The 14537-nt window shown below is 60.8% G+C and carries 14 protein-coding genes; 8 read left to right on the forward strand and 6 right to left on the reverse strand.

The window, feature by feature from the left end; all coding sequences use genetic code 11:
- Window positions 1-40 precede the first annotated feature (40 nt).
- Window positions 41-955: a helix-turn-helix transcriptional regulator gene (locus tag ABJ076_RS19110; protein ID WP_348189774.1), complete on the forward strand. Its 915-nt coding sequence runs from the start codon at window positions 41-43 to the stop codon at window positions 953-955.
- A gap of 16 nt (window positions 956-971) precedes the next feature.
- Here the strand turns inward: ABJ076_RS19110 and ABJ076_RS19115 are convergent, their stop codons facing one another.
- The 3 genes from ABJ076_RS19115 to ABJ076_RS19125 are packed head-to-tail and all read right to left on the reverse strand — an operon-like array spanning window position 972 to window position 3238.
- Complete coding sequence (locus ABJ076_RS19115) at window positions 972-1802, reverse strand: substrate-binding domain-containing protein (RefSeq protein WP_348189772.1); 831 nt, start codon at window positions 1800-1802, stop codon at window positions 972-974.
- Window positions 1803-1836: 34 nt separating this feature from the next.
- A complete protein-coding gene (locus ABJ076_RS19120; protein WP_348189770.1) occupies window positions 1837-2616 on the reverse strand; it encodes an ATP-binding cassette domain-containing protein in 780 nt (259 codons plus the stop codon).
- Window positions 2609-3238: an ABC transporter permease gene (locus ABJ076_RS19125; RefSeq protein ID WP_348189768.1), complete on the reverse strand. Its 630-nt coding sequence runs from the start codon at window positions 3236-3238 to the stop codon at window positions 2609-2611. Before ABJ076_RS19125 ends, ABJ076_RS19120 begins: the two co-directional genes overlap by 8 nt.
- Before the next feature lie 293 nt (window positions 3239-3531).
- On the opposite strand from ABJ076_RS19125, the gene boxC reads away from it, so the two are divergent.
- Entirely contained in the window at window positions 3532-5184 is a 1653-nt protein-coding gene (boxC, locus tag ABJ076_RS19130) for a 2,3-epoxybenzoyl-CoA dihydrolase (RefSeq protein WP_348189766.1), read from the forward strand.
- Between the two features lie 55 nt (window positions 5185-5239).
- Window positions 5240-6688 (forward strand): benzoyl-CoA 2,3-epoxidase subunit BoxB, encoded by a 1449-nt coding sequence (gene boxB / locus ABJ076_RS19135; RefSeq protein ID WP_348189764.1) that lies wholly within the window; start codon window positions 5240-5242, stop codon window positions 6686-6688.
- Window positions 6689-6758: 70 nt separating this feature from the next.
- On the opposite strand, the gene arsB is transcribed toward boxB, so the two are convergent.
- The gene (gene arsB, locus ABJ076_RS19140; RefSeq protein WP_348189762.1) at window positions 6759-7838 is read right to left on the reverse strand and encodes an ACR3 family arsenite efflux transporter; all 1080 of its coding nucleotides are present in this window, start codon (window positions 7836-7838) and stop codon (window positions 6759-6761) included.
- Window positions 7835-8212, reverse strand: a complete 378-nt coding sequence (locus ABJ076_RS19145; protein WP_348189760.1) for a metalloregulator ArsR/SmtB family transcription factor — start codon at window positions 8210-8212, stop codon at window positions 7835-7837. Before ABJ076_RS19145 ends, arsB begins: the two co-directional genes overlap by 4 nt.
- Before the next feature lie 104 nt (window positions 8213-8316).
- On the opposite strand from ABJ076_RS19145, the gene ABJ076_RS19150 reads away from it, so the two are divergent.
- Together ABJ076_RS19150 and arsJ are read left to right on the forward strand one after the other, a co-directional pair.
- Window positions 8317-9327 (forward strand): ArsJ-associated glyceraldehyde-3-phosphate dehydrogenase, encoded by a 1011-nt coding sequence (locus ABJ076_RS19150; RefSeq protein ID WP_348189758.1) that lies wholly within the window; start codon window positions 8317-8319, stop codon window positions 9325-9327.
- The gene (arsJ, locus tag ABJ076_RS19155; protein WP_348198177.1) at window positions 9324-10610 is read left to right on the forward strand and encodes an organoarsenical effux MFS transporter ArsJ; all 1287 of its coding nucleotides are present in this window, start codon (window positions 9324-9326) and stop codon (window positions 10608-10610) included. Before ABJ076_RS19150 ends, arsJ begins: the two co-directional genes overlap by 4 nt.
- Window positions 10611-10632: 22 nt before the next feature.
- Here the strand turns inward: arsJ and ABJ076_RS19160 are convergent, their stop codons facing one another.
- Entirely contained in the window at window positions 10633-11679 is a 1047-nt protein-coding gene (locus ABJ076_RS19160) for a methyl-accepting chemotaxis protein (protein ID WP_348189754.1), read from the reverse strand.
- Between the two features lie 441 nt (window positions 11680-12120).
- On the opposite strand from ABJ076_RS19160, the gene ABJ076_RS19165 reads away from it, so the two are divergent.
- The 3 genes from ABJ076_RS19165 (at window position 12121) to ABJ076_RS19175 (ending at window position 14530) form a co-directional block, all read left to right on the forward strand.
- The gene (locus ABJ076_RS19165) at window positions 12121-12444 is read left to right on the forward strand and encodes a hypothetical protein (protein ID WP_348189752.1); all 324 of its coding nucleotides are present in this window, start codon (window positions 12121-12123) and stop codon (window positions 12442-12444) included.
- 128 nt (window positions 12445-12572) lie between these two features.
- Window positions 12573-13763, forward strand: coding sequence for a thiolase family protein (locus ABJ076_RS19170; protein ID WP_348189750.1), 1191 nt, complete (start codon window positions 12573-12575; stop codon window positions 13761-13763).
- Window positions 13764-13777: 14 nt separating this feature from the next.
- Window positions 13778-14530, forward strand: coding sequence for a glucose 1-dehydrogenase (locus tag ABJ076_RS19175; protein ID WP_348189748.1), 753 nt, complete (start codon window positions 13778-13780; stop codon window positions 14528-14530).
- Window positions 14531-14537: the final 7 nt, after the last annotated feature.

Consider the following 14537-nt stretch of genomic DNA (forward strand, 5'->3'; position numbering starts at 1 on the left):
TTCCGGTGATGATTTTCATGATCTGCGAGCCGCGACACCAATGACCGTTCCGCCTCCCGCTTATTTGACCGTCCGCGAGCTTGCGGAGTTATTGCGGGTGAAAGAACGCAAGATCTACCAGCTCGTCGCGGATGGTGAGGTTCCCTGCCGCCGAGTTACCGGCAAATTGCTGTTCCCCCGTGGTGAGATCGAGGCCTGGATCGCCGGGGATACCAGCACCGGTGCGGCCGAAGCTGCTGTGACGTCGCCGATGGCCGAGTTCCCGCGCCCTGCCGAGATTGTGGCGGGAAGCCATGATCCCCTGCTCGATTGGGCCTTGCGGGAATCCGGCGCTGGCCTGCCGACGCTTTTCGATGGAAGTCTTGATGGCATTGCCCGTTTCGAGAGTCGGGAAGCTTCGGTCGCGGGCATTCATATTCCCGAGGAAGACGCCGCGGGCTGGAATCTGTCGGCTGTACGGGCGCTTGGTCCAACTCGCAACGCTGTGCTGATCTCCTGGGCAAGCCGCACGCGCGGGCTCATCGTCGCTCCGTGCAATCCCAGCGGAATCGGTAACATCTCCCACCTGGCGGGAAAGAGGGTGGCCCAGCGGCAGGCCCATGCGGGAAGCCAGCTTTTGCTGGAGCAGCTGATGGCGCGCGGCGGTCTGGCTGAGACAGATGTGAGCTGGCTTGATTTACCGGCGCGGACGGAGACAGATGTGGCCGAAGCGGTGCGTGTCGGCCGGGCTGAGGCGGGTCTCGGGCTGGAGAGTGTAGCACGGCAGCATGGGCTCGACTTCATTCCTCTGGTCGATGAACGGTTCGATCTGCTTGTTTGCCGGAGATTCTATTTCGAGCCGCCGTTCCAGGCCCTGCTCGATTTTGCGTCCGGGGCCGTGTTCCATGAACGGGCGGCGGAACTTGGCGGATACGACGTGTCGGAATGCGGCCGGGTCAGGGACAACGCGCCCTGACCCTTGGCTTGACTGGCTAGCGGGCGTTTGCAAAGAAAAGCTGTTGGCCGTTCAGCTTGTAGCTGTTGATGGTCTTCTGACCTTCATCGCCGGTCACCCAGTCGATGAAGCTCTGGCCGAGTTCTTCTTTCACGACTGGGTGCTTGGCCGGATTCACCAGAATGACGCCATACTGGTTGAACAGCACCTTGTCGCCTTCGACCTGGACCTTGAAATCAGCTTTGTTCTTGAAGCTGATCCAGGTGGCCCGGTCTGTCAGGGCATAGGCGCCCATGCCGACGGCAGCATTGAGGGTCGCGCCCATGCCTGAGCCGGTCTCACGGTACCAGGAGCCGCTAGAGGCGTCCGCATCGACACCGGCTGCCGTCCAGAGCCGGCGTTCTTTCTTGTGCGTGCCGCTGTCATCGCCGCGCGATGCGAAAGGTGTTTTGGCATCGGCGATCATCTTGAGCGCAGCCGGTGCATCCTTCATGCCGCCGACTTTCGCCGGATCGGCAGCTGGGCCGACGATGACGAAATCGTTGAACATCACGTCTTGGCGCCTAACGCCGAAACCTTCGGAGACGAATTTCTCCTCCGCCGGTTTGGCGTGCACGAACAGGACATCCCCATCTCCGTTCCGCGCATTCTTGAGCGCCTGGCCGGTCCCAACGGCCACGACCCGGACTTCGATCCCCGTCTTCTTGGTGAAGACAGGCAACATGTAGTCGAACAGACCTGAATTCTGCGTTGAGGTTGTCGATTGCAGGATGATGAACTTGTCTGCGGCTATGGCATTGCCGGTTCCCGTCAGAGCGAGCATCGCCGCGAGTGCGAGCCCTCCCAAAACCCTCTGCAGGTGTTTCATTACGTTTGCTCCCATTGGTCGGTGATGTGTCCGGTCAGGTGCCGTCCGGCAGGTGCAGCCGTCCAGCGAGGTAGTCGCGCGCGGCTGCGCTTGAGGGCGTGTCGAAGAAGGCGGTAGCGGCGCTGTGTTCTGCGATCCGGCCTCGATCCATAAAGATGATGTCCGACGCGAGACGCCGGGCCTGATGGATGTCGTGGCTGATCATGACGATCTTGCAGCCCCGCCGTTCCGCCGCCAGCATGAGCGCTTCGATAGCGGCTGTGGAGGCAGGATCGAGGCTGGCGGTGGGCTCATCCAGGAACAGCACGTCCGGCCGCAGACTGAGGGCGCGGGCGAGGGCAAGGCGTTGCTGCTCGCCGCCGGAGAGAACACGGGCCGGGCGCGCCGCCAGATGCGCGATGTCTGCTTCCTGCAAGGCGTCTGTTGTGCGCTGGTTGCGCTCAGCGCGCGGAACACCAGCTGCATTAAGGGCGTGATCGAGATTGGCCGCTACAGACCGGCGCAGCAGCACCGGCTTCTGGAAGACCATGGCCTGCCGCCTGCGGGTCTCCCGATTGGCGGTTTGCCCACGCCAGGTCACCGTGCCGGCGCTTGCCGGAATTAATCCGTGCAGGATGCGCATCAGGATGCTTTTCCCGGCACCGTTCGGCCCGAGGATCATGCTGACGCCGCCTTCGGCAATTTGCAGGCTAACCTTGTCCAGTAGGGCAAGCCCGTCGGGTGCGAAGCTGATGTCGTCGGCGCGCAGCGGCAAGAGCGGATTGGTTGCCACGAAGCTCGCATTCTGGCTGACATTCTGCGGGATGTTATTCATAGGCAAACCGCCGCGCCGTCCCTTTCAGGGCCATCAGGGCTGCATTCACGCTGATCGAGATGCCGATCAGGATGATGCCGAGCGCCAGAGCTAGGGCGAGATCGCCTTTCGATGTTTCCAGTGCGATGGCCGTTGTCATAACCCTGGTCAAATGGTTGATGTTGCCACCGACGATGATCACCGCCCCGACCTCCGCTACAGCCCGCCCGAACCCGGCCAGCGCTACGGTGATCAGGGAAAACCGTGCGTCCCAGAGTAGTGTCGTGAGCGTGAAGAAAGGTCCGAGAGCGAGGGAGCGCAGTTGCTCATCATACTCTTTATGCAGATCGCCGATGACCTGACGGGTCAGGGCTGTCGCGATGGGAGTTACCAGCACGGTTTGCGCAATGATCATGGCGGTCGGTGAATAGAGCAACTGGAATGTGCCGAAAGGTCCCGCGTTCGACAGCAGCATGTAGATCGCCAGCCCGACTACCACCGGCGGCAGTCCCATCAAGGCATTGGTCAGGACCAGCAAAACGCCGCGTCCCGGAAAGCGGAAGATGGCGATGGCAGCGCCAAGGGACATGCCGATCATGCAAGCACACAGCGTTGCGGACAGGCTGACCTTTAGCGACAGCATCACGATCTCCGCGAGATCGGCGTCCGCAGAAATAATCAGCCGAAAGGCCAGTGAGAATGATTCTGCAAAACCCTGCATAATTTACAGTACACGTTGTTTTTTACCAATGCCAGTTGGTTTTTCTCCCTGCGGGCAGGATGGCGTACACCAGCTTTTCTGAAGGCCCTGAGCCAGATAAGCCCGCAACATGCAAAATAATGCATGTCAATTTTCGTGTTTGCATTATAGTGCTTTTTCGTTTGAAGAAGACGGAGCGCCCCGGCGAGTGGCGCCCTCATGGGAGACGCGCAAAAATGATGATCGATTTTCGGACAGATCCGTCCCGTTACAAACACTGGAAACTGGTGTTCGACGGCGCCCGTGCTGACCTTGTCATGGATGTGGATGAAAAGGGCGGCCTGTTCGAGGGCTATGAGCTGAAACTGAACTCCTACGATCTCGGCGTGGATATCGAGCTGTATGACGCAATCCAGCGGCTGCGGTTCGAGCACCCGGAAGTGAAGGTCGTGGTTCTGCGGTCGGCCAAGGACCGGGTTTTCTGCGCCGGTGCAAATATTCGCATGCTGGCTGGCGCGGCCCATGCCCATAAGGTGAATTTCTGCAAATTCACCAACGAGACCCGGAATTACATGGAAGAGGCGAGCGCGGAGTCCGGCCAGAAATATCTGGCGGCTGTTACGGGCGCCTGCGCTGGCGGCGGCTATGAGCTTGCCCTAGCCACAGACCATATCATTTTGACCGACGACGGCTCTTCCTCGGTCGCTCTGCCCGAAGCGCCGCTGCTTGCCGTCCTGCCCGGTACGGGCGGGCTGACCCGCGTCACGGACAAGCGCAAGGTCCGGCGGGACCGGGCAGATGTGTTCTGCGCCATCGAGGAAGGCATCAAGGGCAAGCGCGCCGCGGACTGGGATCTGGTCGACGAAGTTGCCCCGAACTCGAAGTTTAACGACGTGGTCGCCGCACGGGTGGCGGCAATGGCGGAAAGCTCCGACCGGCCGTCGGACGCCGAGGGCATCGCCTTTCCGCCAATCGAGCGGAAAATCGAAGGCGCTCTGGTGCAGTATGATCTGGTCATGGTCGAGATCGACCGGGATGAGCGTAACGCCAGCATCACTATCAAAGGCCCGGAGCAGGATGTACCGGCCGATACAGACGCGCTGGCCGCGCTCGGTGCCGATTACTGGATGCTGAAGCTGTGCCGCGAGCTGGATGATGCGATCCTGCATCTGCGGATCAACGAGCTGGAAATTGGCACCCTGATCCTGAAAACCGTGGGAGACGGCGCGAAGGTGCTGGCGCATGACGCCTTTATCGCCGCCAATCGCAGTCACTGGCTGGCCCGCGAGATCTCGCTTTACTGGAAGCGGGTGATGAAGCGGATCGACGTGACCTCACGCTCTTTGGTGGCCCTGATTGAGCCGGGAAGCTGCTTTGCCGGATCGCTGGCGGAACTGTTGTTCGCAGCCGACCGCAGTTACATGCTTGAAGGCCAGCTTGACGGCGATAACCGCCCGCCCGCCGAAATCGCGCTCGGCCCGGCCAATTTCGGCCCGTTCCCGATGAGCAACGATCTGACCCGGCTGCAAACCCGCTTCCTTGGAGCCCCCGAGGCGGTGACGGAAGCGGAAGGTTCGATCGGAGAGAGTCTGGATGCGGAGCGGGCGGACGAACTCGGCCTCGTCACTTTCATCTTCGACGATATCGACTGGGAGGACGAAGTCCGGATGTTCCTTGAGGAACGTTCCAGCTTCTCCCCCGATGCGCTCACCGGCATGGAGGCGAACCTGCGTTTCGCCGGGCCGGAGACCATGGAAACCAAGATTTTCGGCCGCCTGACCGCGTGGCAGAACTGGATCTTCCAGCGCCCGAACGCGGTTGGTCCGGACGGTGCGCTCGGCCGCTACGGCACCGGCCGCCAGCCGGAATACGACATCAAGCGGGTCTGATCGCCCCAAACCCTCATCAAGAGGCTGGACCCGAAACCGAGAGGAGACGCGGATCATGAATGAAGTTCTGAACGTCAGCTATGACACCAAGATCCCGAACAACATCAACCTCTCCAGCGACCGCAAGGTTCTGAAAGCGCTGGAGCAGTGGCATCCGGGATATATCGACTGGTGGATGGATCAGGGGCCGGAAGGCTTCCAGACCTCCGATGTCTATCTCCGCACGGCGGTCAGCGTTGATCCCAAAGGCTGGGCAAAGTTCGACTATGTGAAGATGCCCGACTATCGCTGGGGAATCCTTCTCGCCCCGCAGGTAGAGAACCGGAAGATCGCTTTCGGTGAGCACAAGGGCGAGGATGTCTGGCATGAGATCCCGGGCGAATACCGCGCCATGTTGCGCCGTCTGGTGGTGATCCAAGGCGACACGGAACCGGCCTCGGTCGAGCAGCAGCGCTTTCTCGGCACAACGGCGCCGTCCCTCTATGACATGCGCAACCTGTTCCAGGTGAATGTCGAGGAAGGCCGTCACCTCTGGGCCATGGTTTACTTGCTGCAGAAATATTTCGGCCGCGACGGCCGCGAGGAAGCGGGCGAGTTGCTCAACCGCCGCTCCGGTGACGGTGACAAGCCGCGCATGCTGGGTGCCTTCAACGAGTCCACGCCTGACTGGCTGTCGTTCTTCATGTTCACCTTCTTCACAGATCGTGACGGCAAGATGCAGCTCGAAAGTCTGGCCCAGTCCGGCTTTGATCCGCTGTCCCGGACCTGCCGCTTCATGCTGACCGAGGAAGCGCACCACATGTTCGTCGGCGAGACCGGCGTTGGCCGCACTGTGCAGCGCACTTGCGAGGCGATGCGCGAAGCCGGTATCGAAGACCCGTACGAGATCGAGAAGGTCCGTGCCCTCGGCGTGATCGATCTTCCAACCTTGCAGAAAAAGGCGAACCTGCACTTCTCGCTGTCCCTCGACCTGTTCGGCTCCGAAATCTCGACCAACGCTGCCAACGGCTACAATTCAGGCCTCAAGGGCCGGTTCCAGGAAGAGCGGATCGACGACGACCACCGTCTGGTCAACGATACTTATCCGGTGCTGAAGATGGTCGGCAGCGAGCTGAAACTGGTCAATGAGCCGGCGCTGTCCGCTCTTAACGCGCGACTGCGTGACGATTACGTCCGGGATTGCCAGGGCGGCATCAATCGTTGGAACAGGATCATCAGCAAGGCCGGGATCAATTTCGAGATCACCCTGCCGAGTGTTGCCTTCCACCGCCATATCGGCGAGTTCCGCGACGTTCATACCACACCGCAGGGCCAGGTGCTGAGTGACGCTGAATGGGGCGCACGCCGGGACGAGTTCCTGCCGACCACCGGAGATGGTGACTATATCACTTCTTTGATGTCCTCGGTGACCGAGCCCGGGCAGTTTGCGGGCTGGATCTCCGCCCCGCGTGTCGGCATCGACAACAAGCCGGGCGATTTCGAGTACGTCAAAATTCACGACTGAGTTTACCCGGGACTCCTCCCTATGAAGACTCGGGCTCACCCGGGCCGCCCTTTCGGCGGCCCGGGTTTTTTTATGCAGCGGAAAACCAGTGTTTGGTGCGGTTTGCGAACGCGACCAGCGAGAGCATGACCGGGACCTCCACCAGCACGCCGACTACGGTCGCCAGTGCGGCACCGGAATTAAGACCGAACAAGCTGATGGCGACGGCGACAGCGAGTTCGAAGAAGTTCGAGGTGCCGATCATGGCGCAGGGCGCGGCGACGTTGAACGGCACTTTCCAGGCCTTCGCCCAGCCATAGGCGATGGCGAAGATGCCGTAGGATTGCAGGATCAGTGGGATGGCGATCAGCAGGATCGTCAGCGGGTTTTCCAGCACGGTCTGGCCCTGGAAGCCGAACAGCAGGACGACTGTTGCCAGCAGGCCAAGCACGGAGAAGGGTTTAACCCGTGCGGTGAAATCATTGACGATCTGCTCGCCCGCATCGTGGTTGGCCGCCTTCGCCGTCAGATGGCGTCGGGTCATGTAGCCGGCGCCGAGCGGGATGACGACATAGAGCAACACGGAGAGCAGCAGGGTCTCCCACGGCACGGTCAGTTCCGTCACCCCGAGCAGCAGCCCGCAGATCGGCGCGAAGGCGATGATCATGATCAGGTCGTTGATAGAGACCTGTACCAGCGTGTAGGTCGGATCGCCTTTGGTGAGGGTGGACCAGACAAAGACCATCGCGGTGCAGGGCGCGGCGCCGAGCAGGATCAGCCCGGCGATATATTGCTCCGCGTCGGCGGCAGAAATCAGCCCTTCATACAGGTAGCGGAAGAACAGGATGCCGAGCGCTGCCATGGTGAAGGGCTTGACGATCCAGTTCACCACCAGGGTGATCACCAGACCCTTGGGCCGGTCGCCGATGCTTTTCAGGCTCTCGAAATCGACGGCCACCATCATCGGATAGACCATTGCCCAGATCAGCACCGCGACGACGATATTGACCGAGGCATATTCCAGCCCGGCAAGCACGGCGAACAGTCCGGGCGCCAGATTGCCAAGCAGTATCCCGGCCGCGATGCAGAGAGCGACCCAGAGAGAAAGCCATTTCTCGAAGAACCCGATACCGCCTGGGGCGGCCTCAAGGGCTTCGGTTTCATTGCTCATGCCAAAGGTTCCTTGTCGGTGCGTTGATCATATTCCGGATCGATCCTGCGCATGGCGGCTGTATCGGCAAGGTCGCCGCATATGTCCGGATTTCCGTTACAGCAGTCCTGCGTCAGAAAAGCCAATAGCTGCCGCATCGCGTCGATCTCGACTGAATAGAAGATATTTCGATGCTGCCTGCGGGCCTGGACGAGACCTGCCCGCTCCAGTTGCGCGACATGAAAGGAGAGGCTGGATCTGGAGACGCCGACTTGCTCTGCCAGGTCCCCCGCCGAGATACCCTCCGGTCCGGCTTTCATCAGCCTGCGATAGACCTGAAGCCTCGATTCCTGAGCCAGCGCGCCGAGTGCGGAGATTGCATCATGTTCATTCATTTCAATAATTCAAATATCATTGAAATGACGGAGTGTAAATCATACTCTCCACCTCGCGCAGCCGGTCATGGGATGACGGCGGGAGCGCATGAGGGGGGATGCAGATGACCGTGCGTGTCGCGATCAACGGATTCGGTCGGATGGGGCGCCTTGGCGCGCGGGCTTGGTGGGGCCGCGATGGCTATGAGATCGTTGCCATTAACGACCCCGGCTTCATGCCCGAAATGGCAGCGCACCTGCTTGAATTTGACACAGTGCACCGTCGTTGGGACCGATCCGTCGGTCATACCGGGAACGGTATCCTGATCGATGGCCGGGAGATCCCGCTGACAGGCCATGCTTCCCCGGCTGAAAGCTGCTGGAGTGGCGACGATATCGATATCGTTCTTGAATGCAGCGGCCGCTTCAAGACTGGTGCCGCACTCCAGCCCTATTACGACCATGGCATCGCCAAGGTAATCGTCTCCGCCCCGGTCAAGGAAGAGGGCGCGCTGAATGTCGTCATGGGCGTCAACCACCATCTCTACGATCCGAAGCAACATCACCTGCTGACGGCGGCTTCCTGCACGACGAACTGCCTCGCGCCTGTGGTGAAGGTCGTGCATGAGGGAATCGGCGTCCGGCACGGCTCCATCACCACCATTCATGACGTCACCAACACCCAGACGATTGTCGACGGCCCGCACAAAGATCTGCGCCGGGCACGCTCGGCCCTGAACGCGCTGATCCCGACCAGCACCGGCTCGGCCACGGCGATCGGCATCATCTACCCGGAACTCAAGGGCCGGCTCGATGGCCACGCGGTGCGGGTTCCGTTGCTCAATGCCTCCCTGACGGATTGCGTGTTCGAGCTGGAGCGGGAAAGCTCGGTAGAGGAACTGAACGGATTATTCCGGGCGTCGGCGGATGGCCCGCTTGCCGGTATCCTCGGCTTCGAGGAGCGACCGCTGGTCTCTACCGATTTCACCGACGATCCGCGCTCGGCTATTATCGACGGGCCGTCGACGATGGTGGTGAACGGCACGCAGGCGAAGATCTATGCCTGGTACGACAATGAGTGGGGTTATGTGAACCGGATGATGGAACTTGCTCGGTACGTGGCGGAACGGTTGTGACCTGGGCGGACAACAAGGCTGTGCCGAGCGGTGACGGGCGAACCTATGCGTCCGTGACGGCTGCTTATTGGGCCTTCACCCTGACGGACGGCGCGTTGCGCATGCTGGTGCTGCTGCATTTCCACCAACTCGGTTTTACCCCGCTCGATATCGCTTCCCTCTTCCTGCTTTACGAGGCGATGGGGGTGATCACCAATTTCCTCGGCGGCTGGATCGGCGCGCGCTTCGGGTTGCGGATCACGCTCTTCGCCGGGCTAGCCGTACAGATCGCGGCGCTGCTCATGCTCTCGGCCATGGACCCGGCTTGGACGGTATTTTTCTCGGTTGGTTACGTCATGGTGGCGCAGGCGCTCTCCGGCGTGGCCAAGGATCTGACCAAGATGAGTTCCAAATCCGCCGTCAAGCTGGTGGTGGCCTCTGAAGAAGACGGGTTGCTGTTCCGCTGGGTCGCCGTGCTGACTGGCTCCAAGAACGCGCTCAAGGGCGTCGGCTTCCTGCTTGGCGGGGTGATGCTGGAGGGGCTTGGTTTTACCCATGCGCTTTATGCCATGGCAGGCATGCTGGCGGTTGTTCTTGCCGCTGCGCTCCTCACCATCAAGGCGGATCTCGGCCGGTCGAAATCGAAGATCGGAAAGCGGGACCTTTTCGCCAAGACGCGCGAGATCAACTTCCTTTCCGCCGCCCGGATTTTCCTGTTCGCTTCCCGCGATGTCTGGTTTGTCGTTGGTGTGCCGATCTTTCTCTATGACCAGCTAAGCTGGTCCTTCGACAGGGTCGGCCTGTTCATGGCGGTCTGGGTTGTCGGGTACGGCATCGTGCAGGCACTGGTTCCCCGGTTTTTGCGCCGGACACGGGATGCCGGGACGGCGGCGCGCAGCGCTGTGTTCTGGGGCGGTGTTCTGGCGCTGCTCCCGGCCTTGATCGCGGCTGGGCTGACGCCCGGCTGGATGCCCGCCGGATTCGGAGCAGGCGATGCGCCCGCGATCATTCTGGTTGGCGGGTTGCTTCTGTTCGGCGTGGTGTTCGCCGTCAATTCAGCGCTGCATTCCTATCTGATCGTGGCTTATTCGGACGCGGACAAGGTGGCGCTGAATGTCGGTTTCTATTACATGGCGAATGCGGTTGGACGGTTTGCCGGAACGCTCTTGTCTGGACTCATCTATCAGCTTGCCGGACTGATGGCGACGCTCTGGGTCTCTGCCGCCATGGTGCTGCTTGCGGTCGTTTTGACGCTGCCTTTGCGCGCGCCATCACGGGATAGAGCGGCGGTGACGCAAACCTGACGAAGGGGTCGCCAGCCGTTTGTCAGGTGCCGGGCTTCTGGATGACACAGCCGTACCAGCCAAGGCCCTCATATGTCTCGTAGCCGGGCGTCTTGTGGAAGCCGACCACAGCGCCGTTTGGAAGCGTATAGTGGCCGCTATTCCGGCCTCCGGTTTTCAAATCGAACCGTTCGCTCAGGATGCCTTCACGGTCGGACGCGGCGATGACGCGGAAATTGGCGTCGAGCAGCATGGCGCGAGAGCGGTCGGCCTCGGTTTTCTCGAAGCGGACTCCCTCGACGATGGTCTGTGCCTGCGGCTCCCATTCGAAATGAATACCCAGCACACCAAGCACGGCGCCATTACTCTCGCCACCTTCCCGGATCGCGGCCGCGTAGGTGGCTGTTGGCTGGCCATCGAGCTCCACGCTCGTGGCGATATCGGCAACTGAATACTCCTCGCCGTCGCGGGTCGCCATGGCATCGCGGAACCAGCCCGCGTTGGCGACCGAACGGCCGGCAACATTGTAGCGCTCGGGTCGGCCGTTGGAGATGATGTTCCCTCTCGCGTCACAGATCCAGAGATCAATGTAGACGGTGTAGGCGGAGAGGATCACGCCAAGCCGCTTGGAGGCGTAGGCGGAAGCTTCCTCGGACGGCGCCGCCAGGCAGTCGACAATTGCGCTGTCCGTTGCCCACCAGCGCACATCACATGTCCGCTCGAACAGATTCCTGTCGATCAGCTCAACCGCGTTGAGCGACAGGTCGACGAGTCGCTGGCCCTTCATCTGATCGACGATCGAACGTCCGATTGTTTCCAGCATTTCAGCCTTACCGGAGAGCTCAGTCTGCAGCGCGTCGGCAATCTGTGCGATCTCGACGGAAACGCCTTTGACCTCATCGGCGACAACCGCGAACCCGCGCCCCAGCTCGCCCACCCGCGCGCTCTCAATCAGCGCGTTCAGGGCCAGCATCTTGGTCCGGCCGGTTATGGCATGGATTTCCGAGATCTTGGTTTCAGCTGTATTTCGAACATCGGCGGTGAGCGTGACGATCTGTTCCGGATCTGTGATGGCGTCAGGTGAACTCATGTGGATTTTCCGAGACTATGGGAAGCTGGCGGAGAGCCTATAGGTTGATGGATGTGTTAGCTGGCGAACAATTTTTAAGCAAAAGAAATTAATGATCAATAAGTAGGCATAATTGTAATCTGGCATTGTGAGTAAGCGACCTGCAAGAGACTGTCTGCGGCATGTGCTTTGGGGCGGGACTTTCTATGGCGCTTCGGCATAAATACTCACTGGCTGTATAATTCGCGGTATAGGTCAGTATTTGGGTTACGTCCCCACTGGGTCTTTGCGGTTTTTCCGGACGCACCGGCGCAAGCTGACCGCTGACTAACGCACTGGTTATCGATTTTGGAGCGCCACGATCACTCCTTTCCTCTCGATTGGACGTCGGACGGCTGACTTGACCTGTCGTTCACATGTCTTCAATGATTATAGAACATACCATGAACATTACGAGGTGAGATGTTGCGGTTACTGATGGAGCGGTTTGAGCGCGCGTCCGAAGACTATGCGCGCGGTTTCGGGATCGAGCGCGATCAGGATTGGTTCATCCTGAAGCTGCAGGAAGAGCTCGGAGAGCTGACGCAGGCCTGGAACCGCTATACTGGGAGAGGCCGGACTGGTGATTTCAGCAACGAGGCCTTGCACAAGGCGCTGGAAGATGAGACTGCGGACCTGCTCGGTCATGTCTTGCTGCTGGCGCACCGATATGACCTCGATCTCGAGACGGCCGTTCAGCGCAAATGGCGCTTTCAATTGCCGTCATCCGAATGTGCGGGCGAATAACGATCATAGATCGCTTCTTTCTTCTGCCAAATCCGCCTTGCGCCGCCGCCTCCGTTCGGGCCAGAGTTCCGGCGCCGAAAAACATACAAAGAAGCATCGCGAAAGCCGGTGCAGGGGAGTGAGGGGGCATGGCTCAGGAGATCGTTCTGGCAGGCGGCAAGCGCACGCCGTTCGGGGATTTCGGGAAATCGCTGAAGGACATTCCGCTGACGTCACTGGCCACCCATGCCGCCAAGGCCTGCGTGGAAGATGCGGAGATTTCGCCGGAAGAGATCGATCATGTGGTCTGGGGAAATGTCCTGCCGGTCGATCCGGACGGCTATTACACTGGTCGTGCTGCTGGTCTGAATATCGGCATGAAGGATGAAAGCTGCGCCGTGCAGGTGAACCGGGCTTGCGGTTCCGGTACCCAGGCGATCCTCACTGCCGCACAGCAGATCATGACAGGGCATGGTAAGATCGCGCTGGCCGGTGGTGGCGAGAATTTCTCGCGCGCGCCTTTCTCCAATCAGACGATGCGTTGGGGCGCCATCCGCGGAGCGCAGAGTTTCGAGGACACCATGGAGTCCGTCTATAGCGACCCGTTCGGGCACGGCCTAATGGGGGCGACAGCGGAAAACCTCACCGAAGATTTTCAGTATCGCCGGGAGGATATGGATGCTTGGGGGCTGATGAGCCAGCACCGAGCCGGCAAGGCGATGGCGTCCGGTTTTCTTGCCCGCCAGATCGCGCCGATCGAGGTGCCGGAGGGCCGGAAGGCCACAAGGTTGATGAGCGAGGACGAGTTCCCGCGCCCGGAAATCACGCTGGAAAAGCTGGCGACCCTGAAGCCGGTCTTCCGCAAGGGCGGTCAGGTGACGCCGGGCAATTCCAGCGGCGTGACAGACGGTGCCGCCTTCGTGCTGGTCGGCGACCGGGCGGCTCTCGAGTCCAAAGGCATCGAGCCCGTGGCCCGGATTGTCGACTGGACCATTGTCGGCGTCTCGCCACGGATCATGGGCTGTGGCCCGGTCCCGGCGATCCGCGCGCTTTGGGAGAAGCGCGGCATGAAAGCATCCGACATCGACTATTACGAGATCAACGAGGCCTTCGCGGTGGTGAACCTGCATGCGGAAAAGGAACTCGGCGTCGGCCGCGGCGTAACGAATCTTTATGGCGGCGGCATCTCCATCGGTCATCCGCCGGGCGCGACCGGGGTGCGCATGACGATCACCGCCATGCATCATCTTCAGGAATCTGGGCAGCGTTACGCCTGTATTTCCATGTGCATGGGCGCAGGCCAGGGCATGGCCGTGTTGATCGAAAACCTTGCCGCCTGATCCGGGAGTATCCAATGTCTTTTGACCTTACCGGCAAGGTGGCTCTGGTCACCGGCGCCAGCCAGGGCCTCGGCGCCCGTTTCGCGGAGACACTGGCGGCCAGCGGAGCGGCTGTCGTCGTCGCTGCGCGGCAGGTCACCAAACTGGAAGATCTGGCGGAGCGGATACGCGCGGCTGGCGGGACGGCCCATGCCGTAGCGATGGATGTGACCGACACTGCCTCCGTCGCAGCGGCCATCGAGGATGCGGAGGCCGCGCTGGGGCCACTCGGTGTGCTGGTGAACAATGCCGGGATCGCTGTGCAGAAGCCGTTCCTTGAGATGAGCCCGGAGGATTACGATCAGGTTCTCGACACCAATCTGAAAGGCTGTTTTCTGGTTGGTCAGGCAGCGGCCCGGCGGATGAAGGAGAGCGGTGGCGGCTCGATCATCAATATCTCCTCGGTTCTCGGCACCGAAGTGATCGGCGCTCTCTCGACCTATTGCGCCTCGAAGGGCGGGCTGCTGCAGCTCAACCGGGCCATGGCACTGGAGCTGAGCCGCTACGGCATCCGGGTGAATGCCATCGCGCCAGGCTATATCGAGACACCGATCAACAGCGATTTCTTCAGCACCGGTCCGGGCCAGCAGATGGTCAAGACCATCCCGCAACGCCGGCTCGGCCAGCCGGACGATCTGGACGGCGCGTTGTTGTTGTTGGCATCCGACCAGGGCGCCTACATGACCGGCTCTGTCGTCACAGTCGATGGCGGCTTCGTCCTGCGCTAGCGCGAGG

Origin of the sequence: Nisaea sp. (genome assembly GCF_039990255.1) — a bacterium.
Classification (GTDB): Bacteria; Pseudomonadota; Alphaproteobacteria; order Thalassobaculales; family Thalassobaculaceae; genus Nisaea.

What these genes read in the sequence shown, in the direction of transcription:
- ABJ076_RS19110 (WP_348189774.1), top strand. Translation starts at nt 41, where the DNA reads ATGACCGTTCCGCCTCCCGCTTATTTGACCGTCCGCGAGCTTGCGGAG.
- ABJ076_RS19115 (WP_348189772.1), bottom strand. Translation starts at nt 1,802, where the DNA reads ATGAAACACCTGCAGAGGGTTTTGGGAGGGCTCGCACTCGCGGCGATG.
- ABJ076_RS19120 (WP_348189770.1), bottom strand. Translation starts at nt 2,616, where the DNA reads ATGAATAACATCCCGCAGAATGTCAGCCAGAATGCGAGCTTCGTGGCA.
- ABJ076_RS19125 (WP_348189768.1), bottom strand. Translation starts at nt 3,238, where the DNA reads ATGCTGTCGCTAAAGGTCAGCCTGTCCGCAACGCTGTGTGCTTGCATG.
- boxC (WP_348189766.1), top strand. Translation starts at nt 3,532, where the DNA reads ATGATGATCGATTTTCGGACAGATCCGTCCCGTTACAAACACTGGAAA.
- boxB (WP_348189764.1), top strand. Translation starts at nt 5,240, where the DNA reads ATGAATGAAGTTCTGAACGTCAGCTATGACACCAAGATCCCGAACAAC.
- arsB (WP_348189762.1), bottom strand. Translation starts at nt 7,838, where the DNA reads ATGAGCAATGAAACCGAAGCCCTTGAGGCCGCCCCAGGCGGTATCGGG.
- ABJ076_RS19145 (WP_348189760.1), bottom strand. Translation starts at nt 8,212, where the DNA reads ATGAATGAACATGATGCAATCTCCGCACTCGGCGCGCTGGCTCAGGAA.
- ABJ076_RS19150 (WP_348189758.1), top strand. Translation starts at nt 8,317, where the DNA reads ATGACCGTGCGTGTCGCGATCAACGGATTCGGTCGGATGGGGCGCCTT.
- ABJ076_RS19160 (WP_348189754.1), bottom strand. Translation starts at nt 11,679, where the DNA reads ATGAGTTCACCTGACGCCATCACAGATCCGGAACAGATCGTCACGCTC.
- ABJ076_RS19165 (WP_348189752.1), top strand. Translation starts at nt 12,121, where the DNA reads ATGTTGCGGTTACTGATGGAGCGGTTTGAGCGCGCGTCCGAAGACTAT.
- ABJ076_RS19170 (WP_348189750.1), top strand. Translation starts at nt 12,573, where the DNA reads ATGGCTCAGGAGATCGTTCTGGCAGGCGGCAAGCGCACGCCGTTCGGG.
- ABJ076_RS19175 (WP_348189748.1), top strand. Translation starts at nt 13,778, where the DNA reads ATGTCTTTTGACCTTACCGGCAAGGTGGCTCTGGTCACCGGCGCCAGC.